Source organism: Bradyrhizobium sp. USDA 3650, assembly GCF_054057395.1.
Map to the genome: position 1 here is coordinate 4100883 of NZ_JBSRZG010000001.1, position 19315 is coordinate 4120197.

Below are 19315 nucleotides of genomic sequence, written 5' to 3' on the forward strand. Positions count from 1 at the left end.
CGGGACGCTGCTTCATTTCAGGGAAACGCTCTCCATGGGCCGCGCGCGGATGGCCGTGAGCCAGGCCAGGACGATCCGGCAATGAACCTCTCCCAATATCTCAAGCCGGCCGGAACAGTGGTCTTCGTCGTCGCACTCGGCGTCGGCTATTATCTGTTCGAGCACCGGCATCGCGCCGAGCCCAAGGAAACGCCGAGCGAGGCGCTGGTCATCGTGACCAAGTCGACCAATGCCTGCTTCTCCGACCTGGTTCGGGTGACCGGGTTCTTCGTGCCGCGCCGCGAAGCCGTAGTCGTCGCCGACCAGGAGGGATCCAGGGTCACCGACCTCTTCGTCACCGAGGGCACCCTCGTCACCGACAATCAGGAGCTGGCGCGTCTGACCGCACCGCCCCAGATCCCAGGCCAGCCGCCGCGGCCCGGCCCGCAAGGACCGGTTTCGCTGAAGGCCTCTGCGCCCGGCCTCGTCACCGAGGTCCGCACCATCGTCGGCGCGCCGGCCTCGCCGCAGGCCGGCCCGATGTTCCGTATCGCCGTCAACAACGAGATCGAGCTGGACGCGCAGGTGCCCGCGGTGCACATGGCCAAGCTCAGCTCCGGCGCGACCGTTCGCATCAGCCGCGACGACGCGCCCGATCTGATCGGCCGGGTCAGGCTGGTCGCGCCCGAAATCGATCGCGCCACCCAGCTCGGCCGCGTGCGCATCAGCGTCACCAACAATCCCTCGCTGAAAGTCGGCGTGTTCGCCCGCGCCTCGATCGACGCCAAGCGAAGCTGCGGCGTCGCGGTTCCCAAGACCGCGATCGACCATCTCACCGTGCAGGTCGTCAAGGGCAACATTGTCGAGACGCGCAAGGTACGGGTCGGGCTGTCGTCGGACAGCGCGACGGAAATCCTGGAGGGCCTCAACGTCGGCGAGATCGTCGTCGCCGACGCCGGCTCTTCGCTGCATGACGGCGACCAGATCAAGACCATGTTCGCTGATGAACTCGATCGCACGCGGGTACGCTGATGGCTCTCAATATCTCGGCATGGTCGATCCGCAATCCGCTGCCGTCGGTGGTTTTTTCCATCATCCTCCTGATCCTCGGCTGGGTGTCCTTCACCAAGCTCGCGGTGACGCGGCTACCCTCGGCCGACATTCCCGTGATCTCGGTCGCGGTATCGCAGTTCGGCGCGGCACCCGCCGAGCTCGAATCCCAGGTCACCAAGACGGTTGAAGACGCCGTCTCCGGTGTCGAAGGCGTCAGGCACATCACCTCGCAGATCACCGACGGCCTGTCGGTGACTACGATCCAGTTCGCGCTGGAAACCAACACCGACCGCGCGCTCAACGACGTCAAGGACGCGGTGACGCGGGTGCGCTCCAACCTGCCGCAGAACGTCACCGAGCCGCTGATCCAGCGCGTCGACGTCATCGGCCTGCCGATCGTCACCTACGCCGCGATCTCGCCCGGCAAGACGCCGGAGCAGCTCTCCTATTTCGTCGACGACGTGGTCAAGCGCGCGCTGCAGGGCGTGCGCGGCGTTGCCCAGGTCGAGCGCATCGGCGGTGTCGAGCGCGAGATCCTGGTCTCGCTCGATCCCGACCGCCTGCAGTCGATGGGGCTGACGGCCGTCAATGTCAGCCAGAGCCTGCGCGGCACCAATGTCGACGTCGCCGGCGGCCGCGCCGAGATCGGCAAGAACGACCAGGCGATCCGCACCCTCGCCGGCGCCAAGACGTTGAGCGACCTTGCCGGCACCATGATTCCGCTGTTCGGCGGCGGCGAGGTCCGGCTCGACGATCTCGGCACCGTGACCGACACCATCGCCGACCGCCGCACCTTCGCCCGCTTCAACGGCGAGCCGATCGTCGCGCTCGGCATCAAGCGCTCCAAGGGTGCCAGCGACGTGAAGGTCGCCGAGGCCGTGCAGAAGCGCATCGACACGCTCAAGGCCACCTATCCCGACGTCGACCTGAAGGTGATCGACACCTCGGTCGAATATACCAACGGCAATTACCACGCGGCGATCTCGACCCTGTTCGAAGGCGCCATCCTCGCCGTCGTGATCGTGTTGTTGTTCCTGCGCGACCTGCGCGCCACCATCATCGCCGCGATCTCGCTGCCGCTGTCGATCTTCCCGGCGTTCTGGGCGATGGACCTGCTCGGCTTCTCGCTCAACCTCGTCAGCTTCCTCGCCATCACGCTGTCGACGGGTATTCTGGTCGACGACGCCATCGTCGAGATCGAGAACATCGTCAGGCACATGAACATGGGCAAATCGCCCTATCGTGCCGCGCTCGAAGCCGCCGACGAGATCGGCCTCGCGGTGATCGCGATCTCGCTGACGATCATCGCGATCTTCGCACCCGCGAGCTTCATGTCGGGCATCGCCGGACAGTTCTTCAAGCAGTTCGGCATCACCGTCTCGGTACAGGTGTTCTTCTCGCTGCTCGCGGCGCGCTTCGTCACGCCGGTGCTCGCCGCCTACTTCCTCAAACACGGCAATCACCAAGAGCCGCCGCCCGGCCGCGTGCTGCGGTCCTATCACAGGCTCGTGGCCTGGTCGGTGAAGCACTATTTCATCACGGTGCTGGCCGGCTTCGGCGTCTTCGCCGCCTCGATCTGGAGCATCACACTGCTGCCGCAGGGTTTCCTGCCGGCGCAGGACAGCTCGCGCTCGCTGGTGGCCCTCGAGCTGCCGCCGGGCACCCAGCTCGCCTACACCGAAAAAGTCACCGAGGACATCGTGGCGCGCCTGCGCAAGCGGCCCGAGGTGAAGAGCATCTTCGTCGACGGCGGCCGCGTTCCACCAGGGACCCAGGAAGTCCGGCGCGCCGCCTTGATCATCAACTACACGCCGAAGGACAGCCGCGACATCACCCAGCGCGAGCTCGAATTCTCGATCAGCCAGGAGCTGGAGAACATTCCAGACATCCGCTTCTGGTTCCTCGACGAGAACGGCCTGCGCGCAATCTCGCTGGTCGTGACCGGCGCGGACGCCAACATCGTCAACAACGTCGCCAGCGAGCTCGCGACGCAGATGAAGCGGATTCTCACCATCTCCAACGTGATCTCGGAAACCACGCTGGAGCGGCCTGAGCTGCGCGTCGAACCGCGCGCCGATCTCGCCGCACGGCTCGGCGTGTCGACCGAAAGCCTGTCGCAGACCATCCGCGTGGCCACCATCGGCGACGTCGGCCCCGCGCTCGCCAAGTTCGACGTCGGCGACCGTCTGGTGCCGATCCGCGTGCAGCTCGAGGATGCCGCGCGCGGCAATCTGAAGACGCTCGAACAGTTGCGCGTGCCGCTCGGCGAGCACGGCGAGAAGGGCGGCGTGCCGCTCTCCGTCATCGCCGACGTCAAGCTCGACCAGGGTCCGACCAGCATCAACCGTTACGATCGCGAGCGACAGGCGACCGTCGCGGCCGATCTCGTCGGCTCCGCCGCGCTCGGCGACGCCACCAAGAAGATCTACGACCTGCCGGTCATGAAGAGCCGGCCGAAGGGCGTGAAGGTCTCACCCTCCGGCGACGCCGAAAGCCTGAACGAACTGTCCGAAGGTTTTGCCACCGCGATCACGGCGGGCCTGATGATGGTCTACGCCGTGCTGGTGCTGCTGTTCGGCACCTTCCTGCAGCCGATCACCATCCTGTTCTCGCTGCCGCTCTCGATCGGCGGCGCGATCGCGGCCCTGCTGATCACCGGCAAGCAGCTCACGACGCCAGTGTGGATCGGCATCCTGATGCTGATGGGCATTGTCACCAAGAACGCGATCATGCTGGTGGAATTCGCCATCGAGTCCATTCACGCCGGCACGCCGCGCGAAGAAGCCATGATCGACGCAGGCATGAAACGCGCTCGTCCGATCGTGATGACCACGATCGCGATGGCCGCGGGCATGATGCCAAGCGCGCTCGCCGTCGGCGCCGGCGGCGAGTTCCGCTCGCCGATGGCGCTCGCGGTGATCGGCGGCCTGATCTTCTCGACCATCCTGTCGCTGGTGTTCGTGCCCGCGATGTTCATGGTGATGGACGATCTCGGCGCCCTGATCTGGCGCTTCGCCAAGCGGCTGGTCGTGCACAGCGAAGATGCGGAGGGCGCCGGTCATCACGGAGCTGCGCCGGCCGACGCCATGCCGGGGCCGAAGAACATCGTGCACCCTGCAGCGGAGTAGGTTCCGGGCGAGCCGACTGAGGGCGCACTGGCGAAGGTCGTCGGCAGGCGCTATGTTGCTCTGATGGCTTTGGCACGTATCACGATCGACCCAACGGTTTGCACCGGCAAGCCCTGCATTCGCGGGTTGCGGTTTCCGGTCGCACGGTTACTCGGCCTGCTGGCAGCCGGTGAAACTCGCGAATCCGTTTTGAACGACTACCCCTATCTCGAACGCGAAGATATCGATGAGGCATTGCGCTACGCGGCCTTCCTCGCAGAGGACGAAGCCGTCGAGCTGCACCCCGCCGTCGCGGCGAAGTGAAATTCCTCGTCGATATGCCGCTCTCGCCATTGTTGTCGCACTGGCTGACAGAGAGGGGGCATGATGCCGTCCACGCCTCTGAGATAGGCCTTCATGCCGCGAGCGATGTCGAGATCATCGATCGCGCCAGGAGGGAGGTGCGCACGGTCGTCACGGCAGACCTCGACTATCCTCGCCTCATTGCAACCGCGGGCAACGATAGCCCCAGCCTCATTCTGTTCCGAGGCGGCGACTGGACAGAGGCGGGCGTCCGAACACGACTGGCAGAGGTTTTATCCGCCCTGACCGAGGATGAGATACAGGGCAGCATCATTACCATCGACCGGGATCGCGTCCGCCGGCGCAGACTCCCGATCACTTAACTCCTACTCGTTCCGCGCGATCGCCGTCAGCTTGGTCATGTTCCGCAGCAGGATGCGGCCGCGCTGGAGATCGAGGATCGCTTCCTTGCGCCAGGCCTGAAGCTGGCGGTTGACGCTCTCGCGGGCGGCGCCGACGAAGACGCCGAGTTGCTCCTGCGAGATGTGCACCTCCGAGCCGAAATCGGCGGCGAGCGCGCAGAGGCGCCGCGCGAGACGAACCGGCAGCGGCTGGAGCATGGACTCTTCCATGCGCTCGCTCTGCCAGCGGATGCGCTGGCACAGCAGCGCGATGATCTTGATCCCGACCTTCGGCTCGCGTTCGAGGAAAGCGAGAAAGTCTTCGCGCCGCAGCACGAACAGCTCGCTGGCTTCGCCCGCGGTCGCGTCCGCAGTGCGGCTCTGGCCGTCCAGCACCGCAACCTCGCCGAACAGGTCGCCCGGCCCCATGAAGTTCAGCGTGAGGCGGCTGCCGTCGGAGGCGCCGGTCTCGATACGGACCTGCCCTCGCCGCACGCCGAACAGCGCATCGCCCGCGTCGCCCTTCTGGAACAGCACCTCGCCATTCCCCAGATGCTGGGTGTGGCAGAGATTCGCCAGCCGCTGGAGCTCGTCTGCGCCGAGATCGGCGAACATCGCATTCATCTTGAGGATGACCGCAAATTCGGCCTGCTTGCTCATTTCAATGTCCTTGTGAATTTCGTTGGCAAATCGCTTGGAACCATCAACATCAGGATCGCGTAAAACCGCGCCGGGGAAGTGTGCCATAAGTCACATAACTTTGCAGCACCCCCAGACTATTTTTACGTGCTTGGAGCCGCTTCCCGTCCCGGGATAAACTCAGGCGCAAAGGACGGGTGGAAATGACGGTCATGTGCCGGATTCGACGCCGATCGTCCGCCGCTGGAAAGTCGACATGAGAGCCGTGAAATTCGCCGGCGCGGCGGTGGCCGCAATCGTCATCGTGATCGCACTCCTGCTGGTGGTCGGGATCCCCTCGGGCTTCCTGACGTCGACGATTGCCTCGCGGGTCGAGAGCGCGACCGGCTATCGCTTGTCGATCGACGGCACCATCAGAATCAGCCTGTGGCCGACGCTGAACGTGACGCTGAACGACCTTACGCTTGCAGACCCCAAGGACCGCAGCGGCATCACCCGCCTGACCATCGACAGCGTGCAGGCCGACATGTCGCTCTCGAGCGTCTGGTCGGGCCGCCCGAAGATCAGCGAGCTCGTCGTCACCCATCCCGTGCTCTATCAGCCGCTGCTGCGTGAGCGCCTGCCGAATGCCGGCGGCACGTCGAAGCCGGTCGCGCTCGATACCGACGGCGCCGCCATCGACCGCATCAAGGTCACCGATGGCGAGATCGCATTCGCGCGGGTGCGCGATCGCGTCGAGAGCCGCATCAGCGCGGTCAATACCGATGCGATCGTCGGTCGCGACCGCAAGATCAGCATCACCGGCACCGCACGGGTCGGCGAGCATCCGACCAAGTTCGACATCAAGGCGACCACGCCGGCGCCGCCGGCCGACCGACCGACCATTCCGGTGGATTTCGCCATCGACATGCCGGACGTGCTGAAGTCCCGGCTCGCGGGTCATGCCGAGATGCGGCTGAGCGGCGATGTCGTGATGATCAATGGCGTAAGCGGCACGCTCGGCGATGGCGCGTTCAACGGCTGGGCCTCGGTCGATATCGCGAGCAAGCCTCTGGTCAAGGTCGATCTCGACTTCCAGCGGCTCGCGATCCCGCTGGCGAAATCGCCGGAAGGCGCGTCCGAGCAACCCTGGAGCGATGCGCCGATCGACGTGTCCGGGCTCAACTATGTCGATGCGCAAATCAGGATCTCCGCGCATGAGGCGGTGATCGGCGAGGCGCGCCTCGCGCCGCTGGCGGTCGATGCAAAACTCGCCGGCGGCGTGCTGAAGGCCGGCACCGCCAATCTCGGCGCCTATGGCGGCCAGGTCTCGGGCGAATTGATCCTGGATGCGACCAGCGGCGCGCCGAGCTTTGCCATGCATTCCGACCTCGCCGGCGTGCGCGCGCTGCCGCTGCTGCAGGGCCTCGCCGAATTCGACCGGATCGACGGCAAGCTGCAGGCCAAGCTCGCGCTGCGCAGCGCCGGCACCAGCCAGCGCGCGCTGATGGCGAACATGCAAGGCACGGCCTTCGTCAATTTCCAGGACGGCGCCATTCGCGGCATCAACGTCGCACAGATGATCCGCTCGCTGACCTCGGGCACGTTGTCCGGCTGGCAAGCAAACCAGGACAACGGTCGGGAGCAGAGCACCGATTTGTCGCAGCTCTCGGCGTCGTTCCGGATCGACAAGGGCCAGGCGGTGACCACCGATCTCAACCTGACCGGACCGCTGGTCCGCGTGACCGGTGCCGGCACGATCGCACTCGACACCAAGATGATGGGCTTTCGCGTCGAGCCGAAGCTGGTGATGACGACCGAAGGCCAGGGCCGCGCCGCCGAGCCGGTCGGCTTCGGCATCCCCGTGATGATCCAGGGCACCTGGTCGCAGCCGCGAATCTATCCCGACATGGCCGGCATGCTGGACAATCCGGACGCCGCCTATGCCAAGCTGCGTGAGATGGGCAAGGGGTTGTTCGGCGCTGATGGGGCTGGGCTCGGCAATATTCTGGGAAGCCTTGGCCTCGGGGGAGCCAGCGCGCCGGGTGGCGGCAATGCGACCGGCAATGCCAATCCGCAAACCCAGCAGCCCGGACAGAACAATTTGCTCGGCGGCCCCCTGGGCGAGGCGCTCGGCAATCTGATCCAGCAGGGACTTTCCGGTGGCGCGGGAAACGGCACTGGGACTGCCACCGGCACTGCCACCGGCCGCAGCCGCAGCCTGCCTGCAGCGCCATCCACACTGATGCCGCAAGCTTCGCCGGCGTCCCCCGGCCTGGAGGACCCGCCGGCGGCGCAGCAGGACAGCCAGCCGATGAACGACGTGCTGCGGCAGCTCTTTAATCGATGATTGCAGGACCAAAGCGCTGGACTCCCAGCCCTCCCTTGCCAAGGCCACCCCCTTACATCGGCTGGCCCGGCGGCGGCTTCCCCCAAACGGATGAGACTGCGACAATTCACCATGCTTCCGCCTGCCCCGACGCCCACAGCGGGTAACCACACCGGCCGGTCAGGCGGCCCCGACCAGTCCCTTCACAGTCCGTTGGACCAAATTGTGCTAGAAGGCTCGCAGGGTCCGTGCGGCCCGTAGCGCCGGCGCCGATGGCGGCGCGAGAGGATCGGGATGGCAGGAGCGAACGACAAGACACGGTTTCTGCGCGAGGGTCTGTTCGCCAAATACGTCGTCTCTCTCGTCGGCCTCGTCGTGTTCGTGCTCGCCGTCAACGGCGCGATGGAGAGCTGGATCTCCTACCGCGCCACCAAGACACAGCTGACCGACGGTCTCGAGGACAAGGCGCAGGCTGCCGCCCGGCGGATCGAGCAGTCGATCTCCGAGCTCGAGCGCCAGATCAGCTGGGTGACGACGGCCAGCCGGGACACGCTCGAGAAGCGTCGCGCCGACTATGCCCAGCTCTTGCAGCAGGTCTCGGTTGTCACTCAGCTGTTCCAGCTCAACGGCGACGGCCGCGAGGTGCTGCGCGTCTCGCGCCAGTCGACCACGACCGGCAGCAACGCCGACCTCTCCCGCGACATGCGCTTCACCGACACCGTCGCCCGCGGCGTCAGCTACGCGCCGGCCTGGTTCTCCGACCGAACGCCGTTCATGTCGATCTCGGTGGCGCATTCCGGTTTCAACGCCGGCGTCACCGTGGCCGAGCTCGATCTCAGCTTTCTCTCCGAGTACCTGTCCGACGCCCAGGTCGGCAAGGCGGCCTTCGCCTATGTGGTCGATCCGCGCGGCCGCGTGCTGGCGACGTCCTCGAAAGGGCCCGAAGTCGGCAAGGATTTGTCGAAGCTGCCGCAGGTCGCGGCTGCGGTCGCACCGGGCCACGCGCCCGACAGTTCGGGCACCGACTTCAACGGCCATGCGGTGATGAGCGCGGCGAGCACTGTGCCGAAGCTCGGCTGGAGCGTGATGTTCGAGCAGCCGACCACGCAGGCCTTGATGCCGATCCGCGACCAGCTGGTGCGCATTGCGCTTTTGATCGGCATGGGCCTGCTGGTCGCGATCCTCGCCGGCACGCTTCTGGCGCGCCGCATGATCATCCCGATCACGGCGCTACGCGACGGCGCGCACAAGCTCGGCGAGGGTGATTTCAGCCATCGCATCGAGGTGCACACCGCGGACGAGCTGGAAGATCTCGCCGGGCAGTTCAACCGCATGGCCAGCCAGATCCAGGAGACCTATTCGGATCTGGAGACCAAGGTCGAGGAGCGCACCCGCGATCTCGCGCAGTCGATCAACGAGCTCAAGGTGCTGGAAGAGGTCGGCCGCGCGGTCGCGGCCTCGCTCGATCTCAACGCCGTGCTGCCGACGATCGCCGCGCGCGCGATCGAGATCACCCATGCCGACGCGGTGCTGATCTACGGCTACGATGCCGAGGCGCGCCGCTTCAATCTGGTCGAGGCCAACGGCATCGCCAAATCCGCCGACGGCGCCCATGTCACGATCGACGAGGGCCAGGATATCCTGAGCGACGCGGCCGGGACCGGCGAACCGATCGCCATTGCCGATCTCGACCAGGCCTCCGAGCAGCCGCTGCGCGACGTCGCGATCGCGGCCGGCTTCCATTCGGTGCTGGTGGTGCCGCTGGTGGACCAGCAGGGCACGCTCGGCTCGCTGGTGGTGCTGCGCCGCGCCAGCGGCGAGTTCGCCGCCAGCATCATCGGCCTGATGCGTACCTTTGCGAACCAGGCCGTGCTGGCGATGCGCAATGCGCGGCTGTTCACCGAGGTCGACCACAAGGGCCGCGAGCTCGCGGCGGCCCACGAAACCGTGCAGCAGCAGGCCGCCAAGCTCCAGGAGCAGACCGAGCAGCTGCGCAACTGGAATCGCTCGCTGGAAGAGCGGGTCGAGAAACAACTCGGCGAGATCGGCCGCATCAAGCGGCTCGAGCGTTTCCTCGCCCCGCAAGTGGCGCAACTGATCGCCTCGTCCGACGGCCACGATGCGCTGCTCGACAGCCACCGCCGTGAGGTCACCGTCGTGTTCTGCGATTTGCGCGGCTTCACCTCGTTCACGGAGGCGACCGAGCCGGAAGAGGCGATGAACGTGCTGCGCGAATATCACGCCGCGCTCGGCGAGCTGATCCACCGCTATGAAGGCACGCTCGACCGCTTTGCCGGGGACGGCGTGATGATCCTGTTCAACGCGCCGATTCAATTTGCGGACCACACCAAGCGCGCGGTGAAGATGGCGGTCGAGATGCGCGATGTGATTGGCCAATTGACCGAGAAATGGAAGAACCGCGGCCACTCGCTCGGCTTCGGCGTCGGCGTCGCGATGGGCTACGCCACGCTCGGCCAGATCGGCTTCGAGCAGCGGCTCGAATATGCCGCGATCGGCAGCGTCACCAATCTCTCCTCCCGCCTCTGCGACGAAGCCAAGGCCGGCCAGGTCGTCGTCAGCCGCCGCGTCTACGGCATGGTCGAGCCCTGGGTCGAAGCCCGCGCGCTCGACGATCTCGTGCTCAAGGGCTTCAACCACCCCGTGCTTGCGATGGAGATCTTGTCGTGGCGCGAGGAGGTCGAGAACGTGGTGGATGCCGCCGCGGCAAGGCGGCGCGGGTAGTCCAAACAAAAAAGTGCGAAAACAACCCCATGCACAGTAGCCGGGGCCTGCAAGATCAATAACTTACGCGGGTACGGAATTGGCTGGAGGCGGTTTGACTCGTCGGGCAAAACACCGGCAGGATGGTATCCTCCCCACGAACCACATCTCTCCTCGTTGCGACTAACGATCGCCTCCGCGTCGAGGCGAAAGTTCGGATGGAGTCGACCTGTGGCGCTTGCCTTGCCTTCGCGTGCGTATGATTTGCAGATGCTGGATCGGCCCGCTGATCGCGCGCGTGATCATGGCTGGGTCTACGGCCTGCCGCCGGGCATCAGCAGCGAACAATGGCCGCTTGATCCCGTCACCGGGTTTCCGCTGATGCACGGCTTCACCTTGAAGCTGCCGGAGGATTATCGCGTGCATGGCGAGGACATCATCGCGGTGTCGTTCTTTGCCACGGCGCCCGATCACAATGACGGCGGGGCGCCGGACGATCCCGAGATGCGCGATGCGGTGCTGGCACGACCAGCGCATCCGCGGCTTTCGCGCATGACCGACATCCTTGATTACGAATATGCCGCGCTGCTGTTGACGAAGAGCGAGTACGAGGGCCCGTTCGCTATGCCGCCGGCACCGCTTGCGCTTGCGACGGCGGAGCGGCCGCGCTGGCTCGATGTCGGAGGCGCCAGCGCTTTCTTCGAATCCGCCCCGCCCTTCGCGCAGAAGATGTTCGCCGGCCCTCCGCGGGGTGACCTGGCGGAGAACCTCGCGATCGCCTTGATGCCGCGCGCGACCGATCCCAATGCCGGCAAGGCCCCGCAGGACCCGCACTTTCCGCGCAACCCGCCGAGCGACTATCAGTCCTACTACTACTTTGTCGACGGCGTCCCGAGCACCGAGAATTTCCGCTCGCATGACTGGGGCAAGGACCACGCCCACAACCACCTCGGTGGCACCATGCGGCCCTGCCAGGCCGTGCCGGAGATGAGCCCGTTCTACATCGAGTTCGAGGAATATTTCGGCGGCTACAATTTCGGCAGCGGCAACGCGCAGCTCGACTTCAAGGACATGAAGTTCGAGTGGGCGTGCGGGTGATCACACCCCGCGCTTCGGCCCGATCGCCTCGAACCCCGCCTTCTGCTCGTCGCTTAAGTCTGCCTCGAAATCGTCAAGCGCGTCGCTGACGCCGTTCACCGCCTGCAGCATCGTCTCCAGCCGCACCTTCGCGGCGGTGAGGCGGGCCTGTGGTGTCGATGCGGCCTGTGACGGACAGGCGCTCAGCGTCTCCATGGTGCGCAGCGTGGTGTCCTGGAGCACGTCGAGGCGGGCGCGGGCGGTGTCGTCGAGCTTGAGCGTGGAGGCGATCTCAGCCGCGGGCCATTGCTGCTGCACGAGCTGCTCGTATTGGCGCTGCAGCTTCTCGTCGTAGCGGGGATCGCTGTCCGCCTGGCAGGCCGATGCCGCTTGCGGATTCTTTTGCTGGATCGCCGCAAGCGCGGCGCGGCGGTCCTTGGCCAGGCTATCGAGCTTGGCCCTCTGGTCGTCGTCGAGGAGGTCGACGAATTTTGCCAGCGAAGGTGCGACGGCGTCCGTCGCTTTGATCATGGCCTCGATGCGCTCGCGCATCAGGCCGAGGCGCTCGATGGCCGTCGCGGGGACCTGGGTTGGACAGGCGGCGCGGATGGTGTCGCGCGCGGATGCCCACGCGGTCGCGAGCTCGTCGAGCGCTGTGCGCTGCAATTCATTCGGCTGCACGATAGCGGCGATGCGATCGACCGGCAGGCCGCCGGTGTCGCTGGCATCGCAGACCGTCTCCGCGGTCGGGACTCGCCGTCCGCGCCGGCCCTGCGGCGCGGTGTAGGCGGCAAGCTCCGTGGCCGCATAGGGCGCGAAGATCGCGGCATAGATGTCGCCATAGCCGTAGAGCGAGAGGCTGGTCGTATCGCCGAGGATGATTGCGGTGGTGAGATCGTCATGCGCGAACGGCCAGAACACCGGGCCGACCCAGCCGTAGCTGCCGTCGGGGTGACGCCACCAGCCCTGCGGACGGCGGCCGCCGTGCCAGCCCGACAGCGCGGCCTGCGCCGTCATCGCCGCACGGAGGACGTAAGGATTGGCAGGCTGGCCTCGCTCTGCGCCGCGAGGATCTTGCGACCTCAACGCTGCGGAGCGGTATCGGCCGCCCCGCACCGCCATGCGGGCATGGCGCAAGCGCGACATGCCGATCATGTGGCCGACGGCGAAGCGCGCGACACCGAGCGGGCCGCCGCGGAAGCCGAATTGCGCCTCGGCGCGACCTGGCAACAGCACCGCCAGAATCACGAGGGTTGCGCCTGATAGCGCCAGCCCCAGCCTTGGCCTCAGCCCCAAGCGCGATCTCGACATGACCACTGACCTGTCCACCTTGGCCCTCCTCCGGCGCCAAGCGCGCATCGCGTCGCATCACAACGACGCGCGAGGGAACCAAATGTTCCGGAAGCGTACAGGGCAAAGCGTTGCGGTATTTGCTCAGGACGTCTCGGCGGCGCCTGAGCGAGCGCCTCGTCCTTCGAGACGGCCGCCTCGCGGCCTCCTCAGGATGAGGCTTGGCAGCACATCCGCCTGCGTTGAAATGCCGCCGCAGACTCATCCCTCATCCTGAGGGCCCGCCGCAGGCGGGCGTCTCGAAGGATGGCCGCAGGCGCGCGGCGAAGCGCTGTCCTCACTCCGCCTTTTGCGGCAGCACGAAGGTCTGGCCGGGATAGATCAGATTGGGATTGTGGATCTTGGCGCGGTTGGCGTTGTAGATCACCGCAAAGCGGGCGCCGTCGCCGTAAGCGAGCCGGCTGAGCGCCCACAGGCTGTCGCCGCGGGAGATCACCCGGCTGCCGCCTGTTTCCGCCGGTGCACCGCTGATGGCGTCCGCCGGCGAGGCCGATGCGACGGTCGTGGCCGCGGGCGCCCGCGCCATGACCCCCGACCCGCTCTTTGGTTTCGGTGCGCCCATCACTCGGGGCCGGGCCGCAGGCCTGTCCGATACCGATGCCACGACATCCGACTTGTCGTCGGGCTTCTCGGCCTTCGCTTCCTGCTTCGTCTCTTGCCGCGCGACCGGTGCAGGGCGCGCGGGCGGCGGCGCGGCTTCGGCGATCACCACCGGCATGCTGCGGCCGGATTGCGTGATGGTGCCGTCAGGCGATTTCGCCCGCAGGGTCAGCTCATAGGAACCGGCGGGAAGCTGCGGCGGCGTCATCACGAATTGGCCCGAGGCATTCGCCACCACAGTGTCGAGCGGCTTGCCGTCGCGCAGCAGCTCGACCTTGGCGCCCGGCGTCGCCTGGCCCGCGATCACCGCCGCCTCGCCGTGATCGTCGACGCGCGCGACGTCGAAACGGGGGCCGCTATCGGCAACCGCCGGCGGCGGCTTGACCGGTGCAAGATCGGCAAGCGCGGCCGTGACCTGCTTCTGGGTTTCAGCCAGTGCACCCGCCTTCGGCTCGGGGGCCGGAGATGCAGCTGGTGCCGGCGGCGCGACCGCGGCGAGCTTGGGCTCTTCCGGCTTGAGTTCCGGCTTGGGTTCGACTTTGGCCTCGACCTTCTGCTCGACCTTGGGTTCCGGCCTGGCGGCGATGTCGGTCTTCGCCCCCATCGGCAGCAGGCGACGCAGCTCGGTGGGGCCGATCACCAGCACGGTGCCGCCCACCGCGAGCAGACAGAATGCAATGAAGGCCTTGGATGCGGTCACCATCGGAACGAACCTTGATCAGGGAAGAACCTTGCAAATCAATCGGCCCGGCAAGGTGCGCCGTTTTGCCCACGGCAGCAAGACGGTCGATAGGATGATGAGCCGGCACGCCGGGGATGAACCGGCGTACCCCCGCCGGCGTCAAATGATGGAGGCCGCATCGCGGCATTTTTCTTGAGGAATTCTTTCCGTGAACGCATTTTGCCGTCCCGCACAATGGCTGGTGCCTGGGCTGTTGCTTGGGCTCGTGCTTGCCCTGACGCTGGCCGCAACTGCAGGGCTCGCCGCGTCCGGCCCGCCGCCGGATTACATCCTCACCGACAATGCCGATCTCGCCTTCACCTCGCCCGACGGCGCCACGGGGATCGAGCAGTACATGAAGGACAGCGGGGATTTCGACGTCAAATGGCAGGCTTGGGCGAGGCGTGGCGAACAGATGACGGAGCTCAAGCCCGAGCAGGGTTACGGCGCCGGCTTCCGCTTCACGCCCGACTCGCAATGGCTGGTGCGGATGCAGAAGACCGGCTCCGGCGAGCAGGACCTCTATCTCTACCATGTCGAGAAGGGCGTCTTCGTCAGTGCGACGAAGGCCTCGTTCAGCGACTTGGCTTGGGCCTATTTCCACAGCCGCCCGGACACCGGGAAGATGAAGCTCGACTACCACATCTCGGCCAATCTCGTGAAAGGCACCGAAGAGGCCTATCGCGGCCTCGGCGTGCACTGGCCGGACAACCGTTACCTCGTGATCTCCTTGTCGGGCGAAATGGACAAGCACCCGAAGAACGTCGCCGTGAAGGGATTGGCCGACTGGCGCTGCCGCTATGATCTCAAGACCGGGACCTTCGACGTGCCGGCGATGTTCGCCAGGACCAATGCGGAAGCGTTGAGATGGGAGATCCGACGCTGAGGGAACCATGGGCTCACCGCGCCTTCAGACAGGCGATGGAACCAACCCTCTGATTACGCTCCGATTCATGTTTTCCTAACCCTTACTGGTAACGCGGTCTTGTCGGTTTTGCCGCATCTTGCATCCCACGGGAGGGCTGGATGGGCACATCGATCCGATGGAGCGCGCGCATGCGCGCGTTGCTGCGCCGTTGGCGCGGCGCGCCGCTGACATGGCTGATCGCAGGCGGCTTCGTGCTGATGGCCGCAATGGCGATCGGCACCGCGCTCACCGTCGACCGCTTCCGGCAGAATGCAATCGAAAGCGGCCGCGACAGCCTGGAGAGCGCGGTCCGGTTGCTCGCCCGCCATTTCGACCGCGAGTTCGAGGACTTCGCGGTGCTGCAGAAGAGCATCATCGCCGAGCTCGAAAGCCACGGCATCGAGTCCGCCGATGTCTTCCGCAGCGAGATGGGCACGCTCGCCGTGCACGAAGTGCTGCGCGCCAAAGCCAGCGGCTGGTCGGACGTCGCCGGCGCCAACGTGTTCGATGCCAGGGGCGTGCTGATCAACTCGTCGCGGCGCTGGCCGGTCGCCGATGTTTCGGTCGCCGACCGCGGCTATTTCGATCGCCTCAAGAACAATCCGGCTTCGCAGGAAGAGGTCGAGGTGGTGCCCGGACGGTTGGGCGGCGGACCGGCGATCGTGTTCGCGCGCCGCGTCTCCGGCCCTCACGGCGAATTCCTTGGGCTGGTCTCACGTGCGATCGCGCCGGACCAGCTCGAATCCTTCTTCGCCTCGAGCGGGCTCGGCGAGGACTCCTCGATCGCGATGCACCACCAGAACGGCCAGTTGCTCGCGCGCGTTCCGCATGTGGACGCGATGATCGGTCAGAATTTCCGCAACGGCACGCCCGAGCAGATGGCCGTGTTCGAGCGCACCTTCGTCACGACCCAGCTCGCAAGCCCGATCGACGGCAAGGATCGTATCGTCGCCGCACGCCTCCTGACCGGCGAGCCGCTGGTGGTGGTTGCCACCAAGTCGCTGGATGCGACGCTCGCGACATGGCACACGCAAACGAAATTCTTCGTGGCCGTCGCCGTGCTGTCGATCGGCCTGCTCGTGCTCACACTGTATTTGATCTTCCGCCAGATGACCCGCCGTCTCGCCGTGGAGAAGCACCAGCTCGATACCGCGATGAACACGATGACGCAGGGTCTCCTGATGTTCGATCAGGACGAGCGGCTGATCGTCTGCAACCGGCGCTACATCGAGATGTATGGCCTATCGGCCGACGTGGTGAAGCCCGGCGCGTATTTCCGCGACGTGATCCAGCATCGCCACGACACCGGTTCGTTCCACGGCGACGTCGATTCCTATTGCGATGGCATTTTGGGCAATGCCGGGCAGACGCAGAGCACGATCGTCGAGACCTCCGATGGCCGCCTGATCGAGATCAAGAACCAGCCCGGCACCGCCGGCGGCTGGCTCGCGACCCATGACGACGTCACCGAACGCATTCGCGCCGACGAGCGCATCGCGCATATGGCGCATTACGACGCGCTGACCGACTTGCCCAACCGCGTGCTGATGCGCGGCCATCTGGAGCGGCGCGTCGCGGAGCTTGCCCAGGGCAAGCCGTTCGCGATCCTCTATATCGACGTCGACGAGTTCAAGGGCGTCAACGATTCGCTCGGACACGAGGTCGGGGACGAGCTGCTGCGCCAGGTCGCGAACCGCCTGCGCGCCTGCATCAGCGGCAACGACATGGTCGCACGGTTGGGCGGCGACGAATTCGCCATCGTCAAGGCCGGCACCCGCGATGTGGCCGAGCTGACGGCCCTCGCCGAGCAGATCCTGACGGCGCTGCGCGCGCCCGTGGACTGCGACGGCCAGGAAATCCCGACCGATGCCAGCATCGGCATCGCGATCGCACCCGACCACGGCGACAATCTCGACGATCTGCTCAAGCGCGCGGATCTCGCGATGTATGCGGCGAAATCCGAGGGCCGCCGCACCTTCCGTGTCTTCGCGCCCGAATACGACGCCAAGGCGCGGCTGCGCCGCCAGCTCGAGTTCGATCTGCGCCAGGCGCTGGCCCGCGGCGAATTCGAGGTGCACTACCAGCCACTGGTCGATCTCGCGGCCAACGTCGTCACCGGCTGCGAAGCGCTGCTGCGCTGGCACCATCCGGAGCGCGGCATGGTCTCGCCCGCCGACTTCATCCCGGTTGCGGAAGAGACCGGATTGATCGGCGAGATCGGCGAATGGGTGCTGAGGCAGGCCTGCACCGAGGCCGCCTCCTGGCCCGGCGACATCCACATCGCGGTCAACGTTTCACCGGTGCAGTTCCGCGCGCGGACATTGGCGCTGAAGGTCGCCGCCGCGCTCGCCGAGTCGGGTCTCGCGCCCGGACGGCTCGAGCTCGAGATCACCGAGACCGTCCTGATCCGCGACGACCAGGAGGCGCTGACGATCCTGCAGCAGCTGCGCGAACTCGGCGTGCGCATCGCGCTCGACGATTTCGGCACCGGCTATTCGTCGCTGAGCTATTTGCATCGCTTCCCGTTCGACAAGATCAAGATCGACCGCAGCTTCATCTGCGACATCGGCGAACCCGAGGATTCCTCGCCGATCGTGCAGGCGGTGGTGCACATGGCCGCCGCCCGCCACATGGCGACGACCGCGGAAGGCGTCGAGACCGAAGCCCAGCGCAAAGTGCTGCTCCAGCTCGGATGCAGCCAGATGCAGGGCTGGCTGTTCAGCCCTGCGGTGCCGGCGGCGAAGTTGAAGCAGCTGTTGTCGGCACAAGCGGCCGCAGCCTAGCGCCCCCGGTCGCCCCGTCCCTCCGTTTGGAGGATTTCCGGACGAGGCTTGTCCGCCTTGAAATCCAACCGTTCCACGCCACAAGCGTGCCCAATCGCGACATCGATGTGGCGGCGGTGTGGCGGCCAGCGCCCTTTTCTCACAAGCACTTCTCCTCCCCGCCCGCTCACCGTGCGTTCGCGAAAGCGCGGGCCGGCTTGGAGCAGGATCGGACAAAGCATGCCGAGTTCAGGAAATACGCACCGCAATCGCGGCGCATAGAACACGCGCCGTTCCGTACAAATGCGGACGACTGATCGAAAGCCCGAGTTGATCAGCAGGAGCCACATCATGACCGGGAACACTGCACTCATGCGCAATCCCTCGCACAAGGGCTTGCTGCCCGCACCCGACGCACAGCCTGACGACCGCTCGAACTCCGAGCGGCGCGCCGCAGACGGAGAGATGGCGCGCGTGCTCAGGACCCAGCCGTTTCGCGTGGCGCTGGACGCCTCCGGTGCCGGTATCGCGCACTGGAAGCATGATCCGCTGCACGACGTCGTCGAACCCATGCGCCATCACGTGATCATGGCGCACAAAGGCGTGATGCAGCGCATGGAGCGGCGCTCGGGAAAATCGATCGCGATCGGCACGTTTCGTCCGGGGGTCGTGAACATCGTTCCAGAAGGGTCGAGCTCCCGATGGGACATTCCGAAGCCCGTCGACGTCGTGCAGCTTTACCTTCCCGATGCAACGCTGCAGCGCATCGCCGGCGAGGCCGGGACCGCCGGGCCCGCCGAATTGATCGAGCGAACGGCGCATCCCGACACGATCACGTCCCGACTGCTCCTGAGCGCGGCGGATTCGCTGGTAAGCCATGGCATCCTTGATACGCTGTTCCGGCATCAGCTCACCGATCTTCTGGCCACGCGCCTTTTGGCTGCGCATGCGGGATCGCCGACCACGTTCCAGCCGACCATGGGCGGGCTGGCGCCGAAGGTCCTGCTCCGTGCGATCGAACGATTGCGCTCCGACAGCGAAGCGGACGTCTCGCTCGATGCGCTGGCATCCGATGCAGGTCTGTCGCGCTTTCATTTCTGCCGGTCCTTCAAGGAGAGCACCGGGCTGTCGCCGCATGCCTGGCTGCGCCAGCACCGGCTCGAGCAGGCCATGAACATGCTGCGGGAGAGCGACGAATCGATCGTGTCGGTCGCCGCGGCGCTTGGTTATTCCTCGCAGACCGCCTTCGCCGCGGCATTCAAGAAGCTGACGGGCGAGACGCCGAGCGATTGGCGCAGGCGCATGCGTTAGCAGCAATCTCTCGACAGCGACGGCAATCGCGCTGGGGCAACGGCAAATCGGGTCAGCTACATCATCTCCATGTCCA

The 19315-nt window shown here is 66.0% G+C and carries 14 protein-coding genes; 10 read left to right on the forward strand and 4 right to left on the reverse strand.

Annotation, left to right across the window (positions count from 1 at the left end; genetic code table 11):
- The first annotated feature begins 81 nt into the window (after positions 1 to 81).
- From ACVIN2_RS19060 to ACVIN2_RS19075, 4 genes are all read left to right on the forward strand, one after another.
- Positions 82 to 1011, forward strand: coding sequence for an efflux RND transporter periplasmic adaptor subunit (locus ACVIN2_RS19060; RefSeq protein ID WP_456766715.1), 930 nt, complete (start codon positions 82 to 84; stop codon positions 1009 to 1011).
- Positions 1011 to 4160, forward strand: a complete 3150-nt coding sequence (locus tag ACVIN2_RS19065) for an efflux RND transporter permease subunit (RefSeq protein WP_456766716.1) — start codon at positions 1011 to 1013, stop codon at positions 4158 to 4160. Before ACVIN2_RS19060 ends, ACVIN2_RS19065 begins: the two co-directional genes overlap by 1 nt.
- Before the next feature lie 63 nt (positions 4161 to 4223).
- A complete protein-coding gene (locus ACVIN2_RS19070; protein WP_456766717.1) occupies positions 4224 to 4463 on the forward strand; it encodes a DUF433 domain-containing protein in 240 nt (79 codons plus the stop codon).
- Complete coding sequence (locus ACVIN2_RS19075; RefSeq protein ID WP_456766718.1) at positions 4460 to 4825, forward strand: DUF5615 family PIN-like protein; 366 nt, start codon at positions 4460 to 4462, stop codon at positions 4823 to 4825. The genes ACVIN2_RS19070 and ACVIN2_RS19075 overlap by 4 nt, the downstream gene beginning before the upstream one ends.
- Positions 4826 to 4828: 3 nt before the next feature.
- Here ACVIN2_RS19075 and ACVIN2_RS19080 read toward each other — a convergent pair whose 3' ends face one another.
- Complete coding sequence (locus ACVIN2_RS19080) at positions 4829 to 5503, reverse strand: Crp/Fnr family transcriptional regulator (RefSeq protein WP_007599026.1); 675 nt, start codon at positions 5501 to 5503, stop codon at positions 4829 to 4831.
- A gap of 235 nt (positions 5504 to 5738) precedes the next feature.
- On the opposite strand from ACVIN2_RS19080, the gene ACVIN2_RS19085 reads away from it, so the two are divergent.
- From ACVIN2_RS19085 to ACVIN2_RS19095, 3 genes are all read left to right on the forward strand, one after another.
- Complete coding sequence (locus tag ACVIN2_RS19085; protein WP_456766719.1) at positions 5739 to 7811, forward strand: AsmA family protein; 2073 nt, start codon at positions 5739 to 5741, stop codon at positions 7809 to 7811.
- A gap of 273 nt (positions 7812 to 8084) precedes the next feature.
- Positions 8085 to 10532: an adenylate/guanylate cyclase domain-containing protein gene (locus ACVIN2_RS19090; RefSeq protein WP_456766720.1), complete on the forward strand. Its 2448-nt coding sequence runs from the start codon at positions 8085 to 8087 to the stop codon at positions 10530 to 10532.
- A gap of 249 nt (positions 10533 to 10781) precedes the next feature.
- Positions 10782 to 11609, forward strand: coding sequence for a hypothetical protein (locus tag ACVIN2_RS19095; protein ID WP_456766721.1), 828 nt, complete (start codon positions 10782 to 10784; stop codon positions 11607 to 11609).
- Here ACVIN2_RS19095 and ACVIN2_RS19100 read toward each other — a convergent pair whose 3' ends face one another.
- Positions 11610 to 12899, reverse strand: coding sequence for a Spy/CpxP family protein refolding chaperone (locus ACVIN2_RS19100; protein ID WP_456766722.1), 1290 nt, complete (start codon positions 12897 to 12899; stop codon positions 11610 to 11612). It abuts the gene before it with no gap.
- Between the two features lie 316 nt (positions 12900 to 13215).
- Positions 13216 to 14241, reverse strand: coding sequence for a LysM peptidoglycan-binding domain-containing protein (locus ACVIN2_RS19105; protein WP_456766723.1), 1026 nt, complete (start codon positions 14239 to 14241; stop codon positions 13216 to 13218).
- A gap of 187 nt (positions 14242 to 14428) precedes the next feature.
- On the opposite strand from ACVIN2_RS19105, the gene ACVIN2_RS19110 reads away from it, so the two are divergent.
- Both ACVIN2_RS19110 and ACVIN2_RS19115 read left to right on the forward strand, forming a co-directional pair.
- The gene (locus ACVIN2_RS19110; protein ID WP_456766724.1) at positions 14429 to 15145 is read left to right on the forward strand and encodes a hypothetical protein; all 717 of its coding nucleotides are present in this window, start codon (positions 14429 to 14431) and stop codon (positions 15143 to 15145) included.
- Positions 15146 to 15285: 140 nt separating this feature from the next.
- On the forward strand, positions 15286 to 17949 hold the full coding sequence (locus ACVIN2_RS19115) for a bifunctional diguanylate cyclase/phosphodiesterase (RefSeq protein WP_456766725.1): 2664 nt from the start codon (positions 15286 to 15288) through the stop codon (positions 17947 to 17949).
- Here ACVIN2_RS19115 and ACVIN2_RS19120 read toward each other — a convergent pair.
- The gene (locus ACVIN2_RS19120) at positions 17946 to 18302 is read right to left on the reverse strand and encodes a hypothetical protein (RefSeq protein ID WP_456766726.1); all 357 of its coding nucleotides are present in this window, start codon (positions 18300 to 18302) and stop codon (positions 17946 to 17948) included. The genes ACVIN2_RS19115 and ACVIN2_RS19120 overlap by 4 nt on opposite strands.
- On the opposite strand from ACVIN2_RS19120, the gene ACVIN2_RS19125 reads away from it, so the two are divergent.
- Complete coding sequence (locus ACVIN2_RS19125; RefSeq protein ID WP_456766727.1) at positions 18280 to 19239, forward strand: helix-turn-helix domain-containing protein; 960 nt, start codon at positions 18280 to 18282, stop codon at positions 19237 to 19239. The two genes, ACVIN2_RS19120 and ACVIN2_RS19125, sit on opposite strands and share 23 nt — an antisense overlap.
- Positions 19240 to 19315 lie beyond the last annotated feature (76 nt).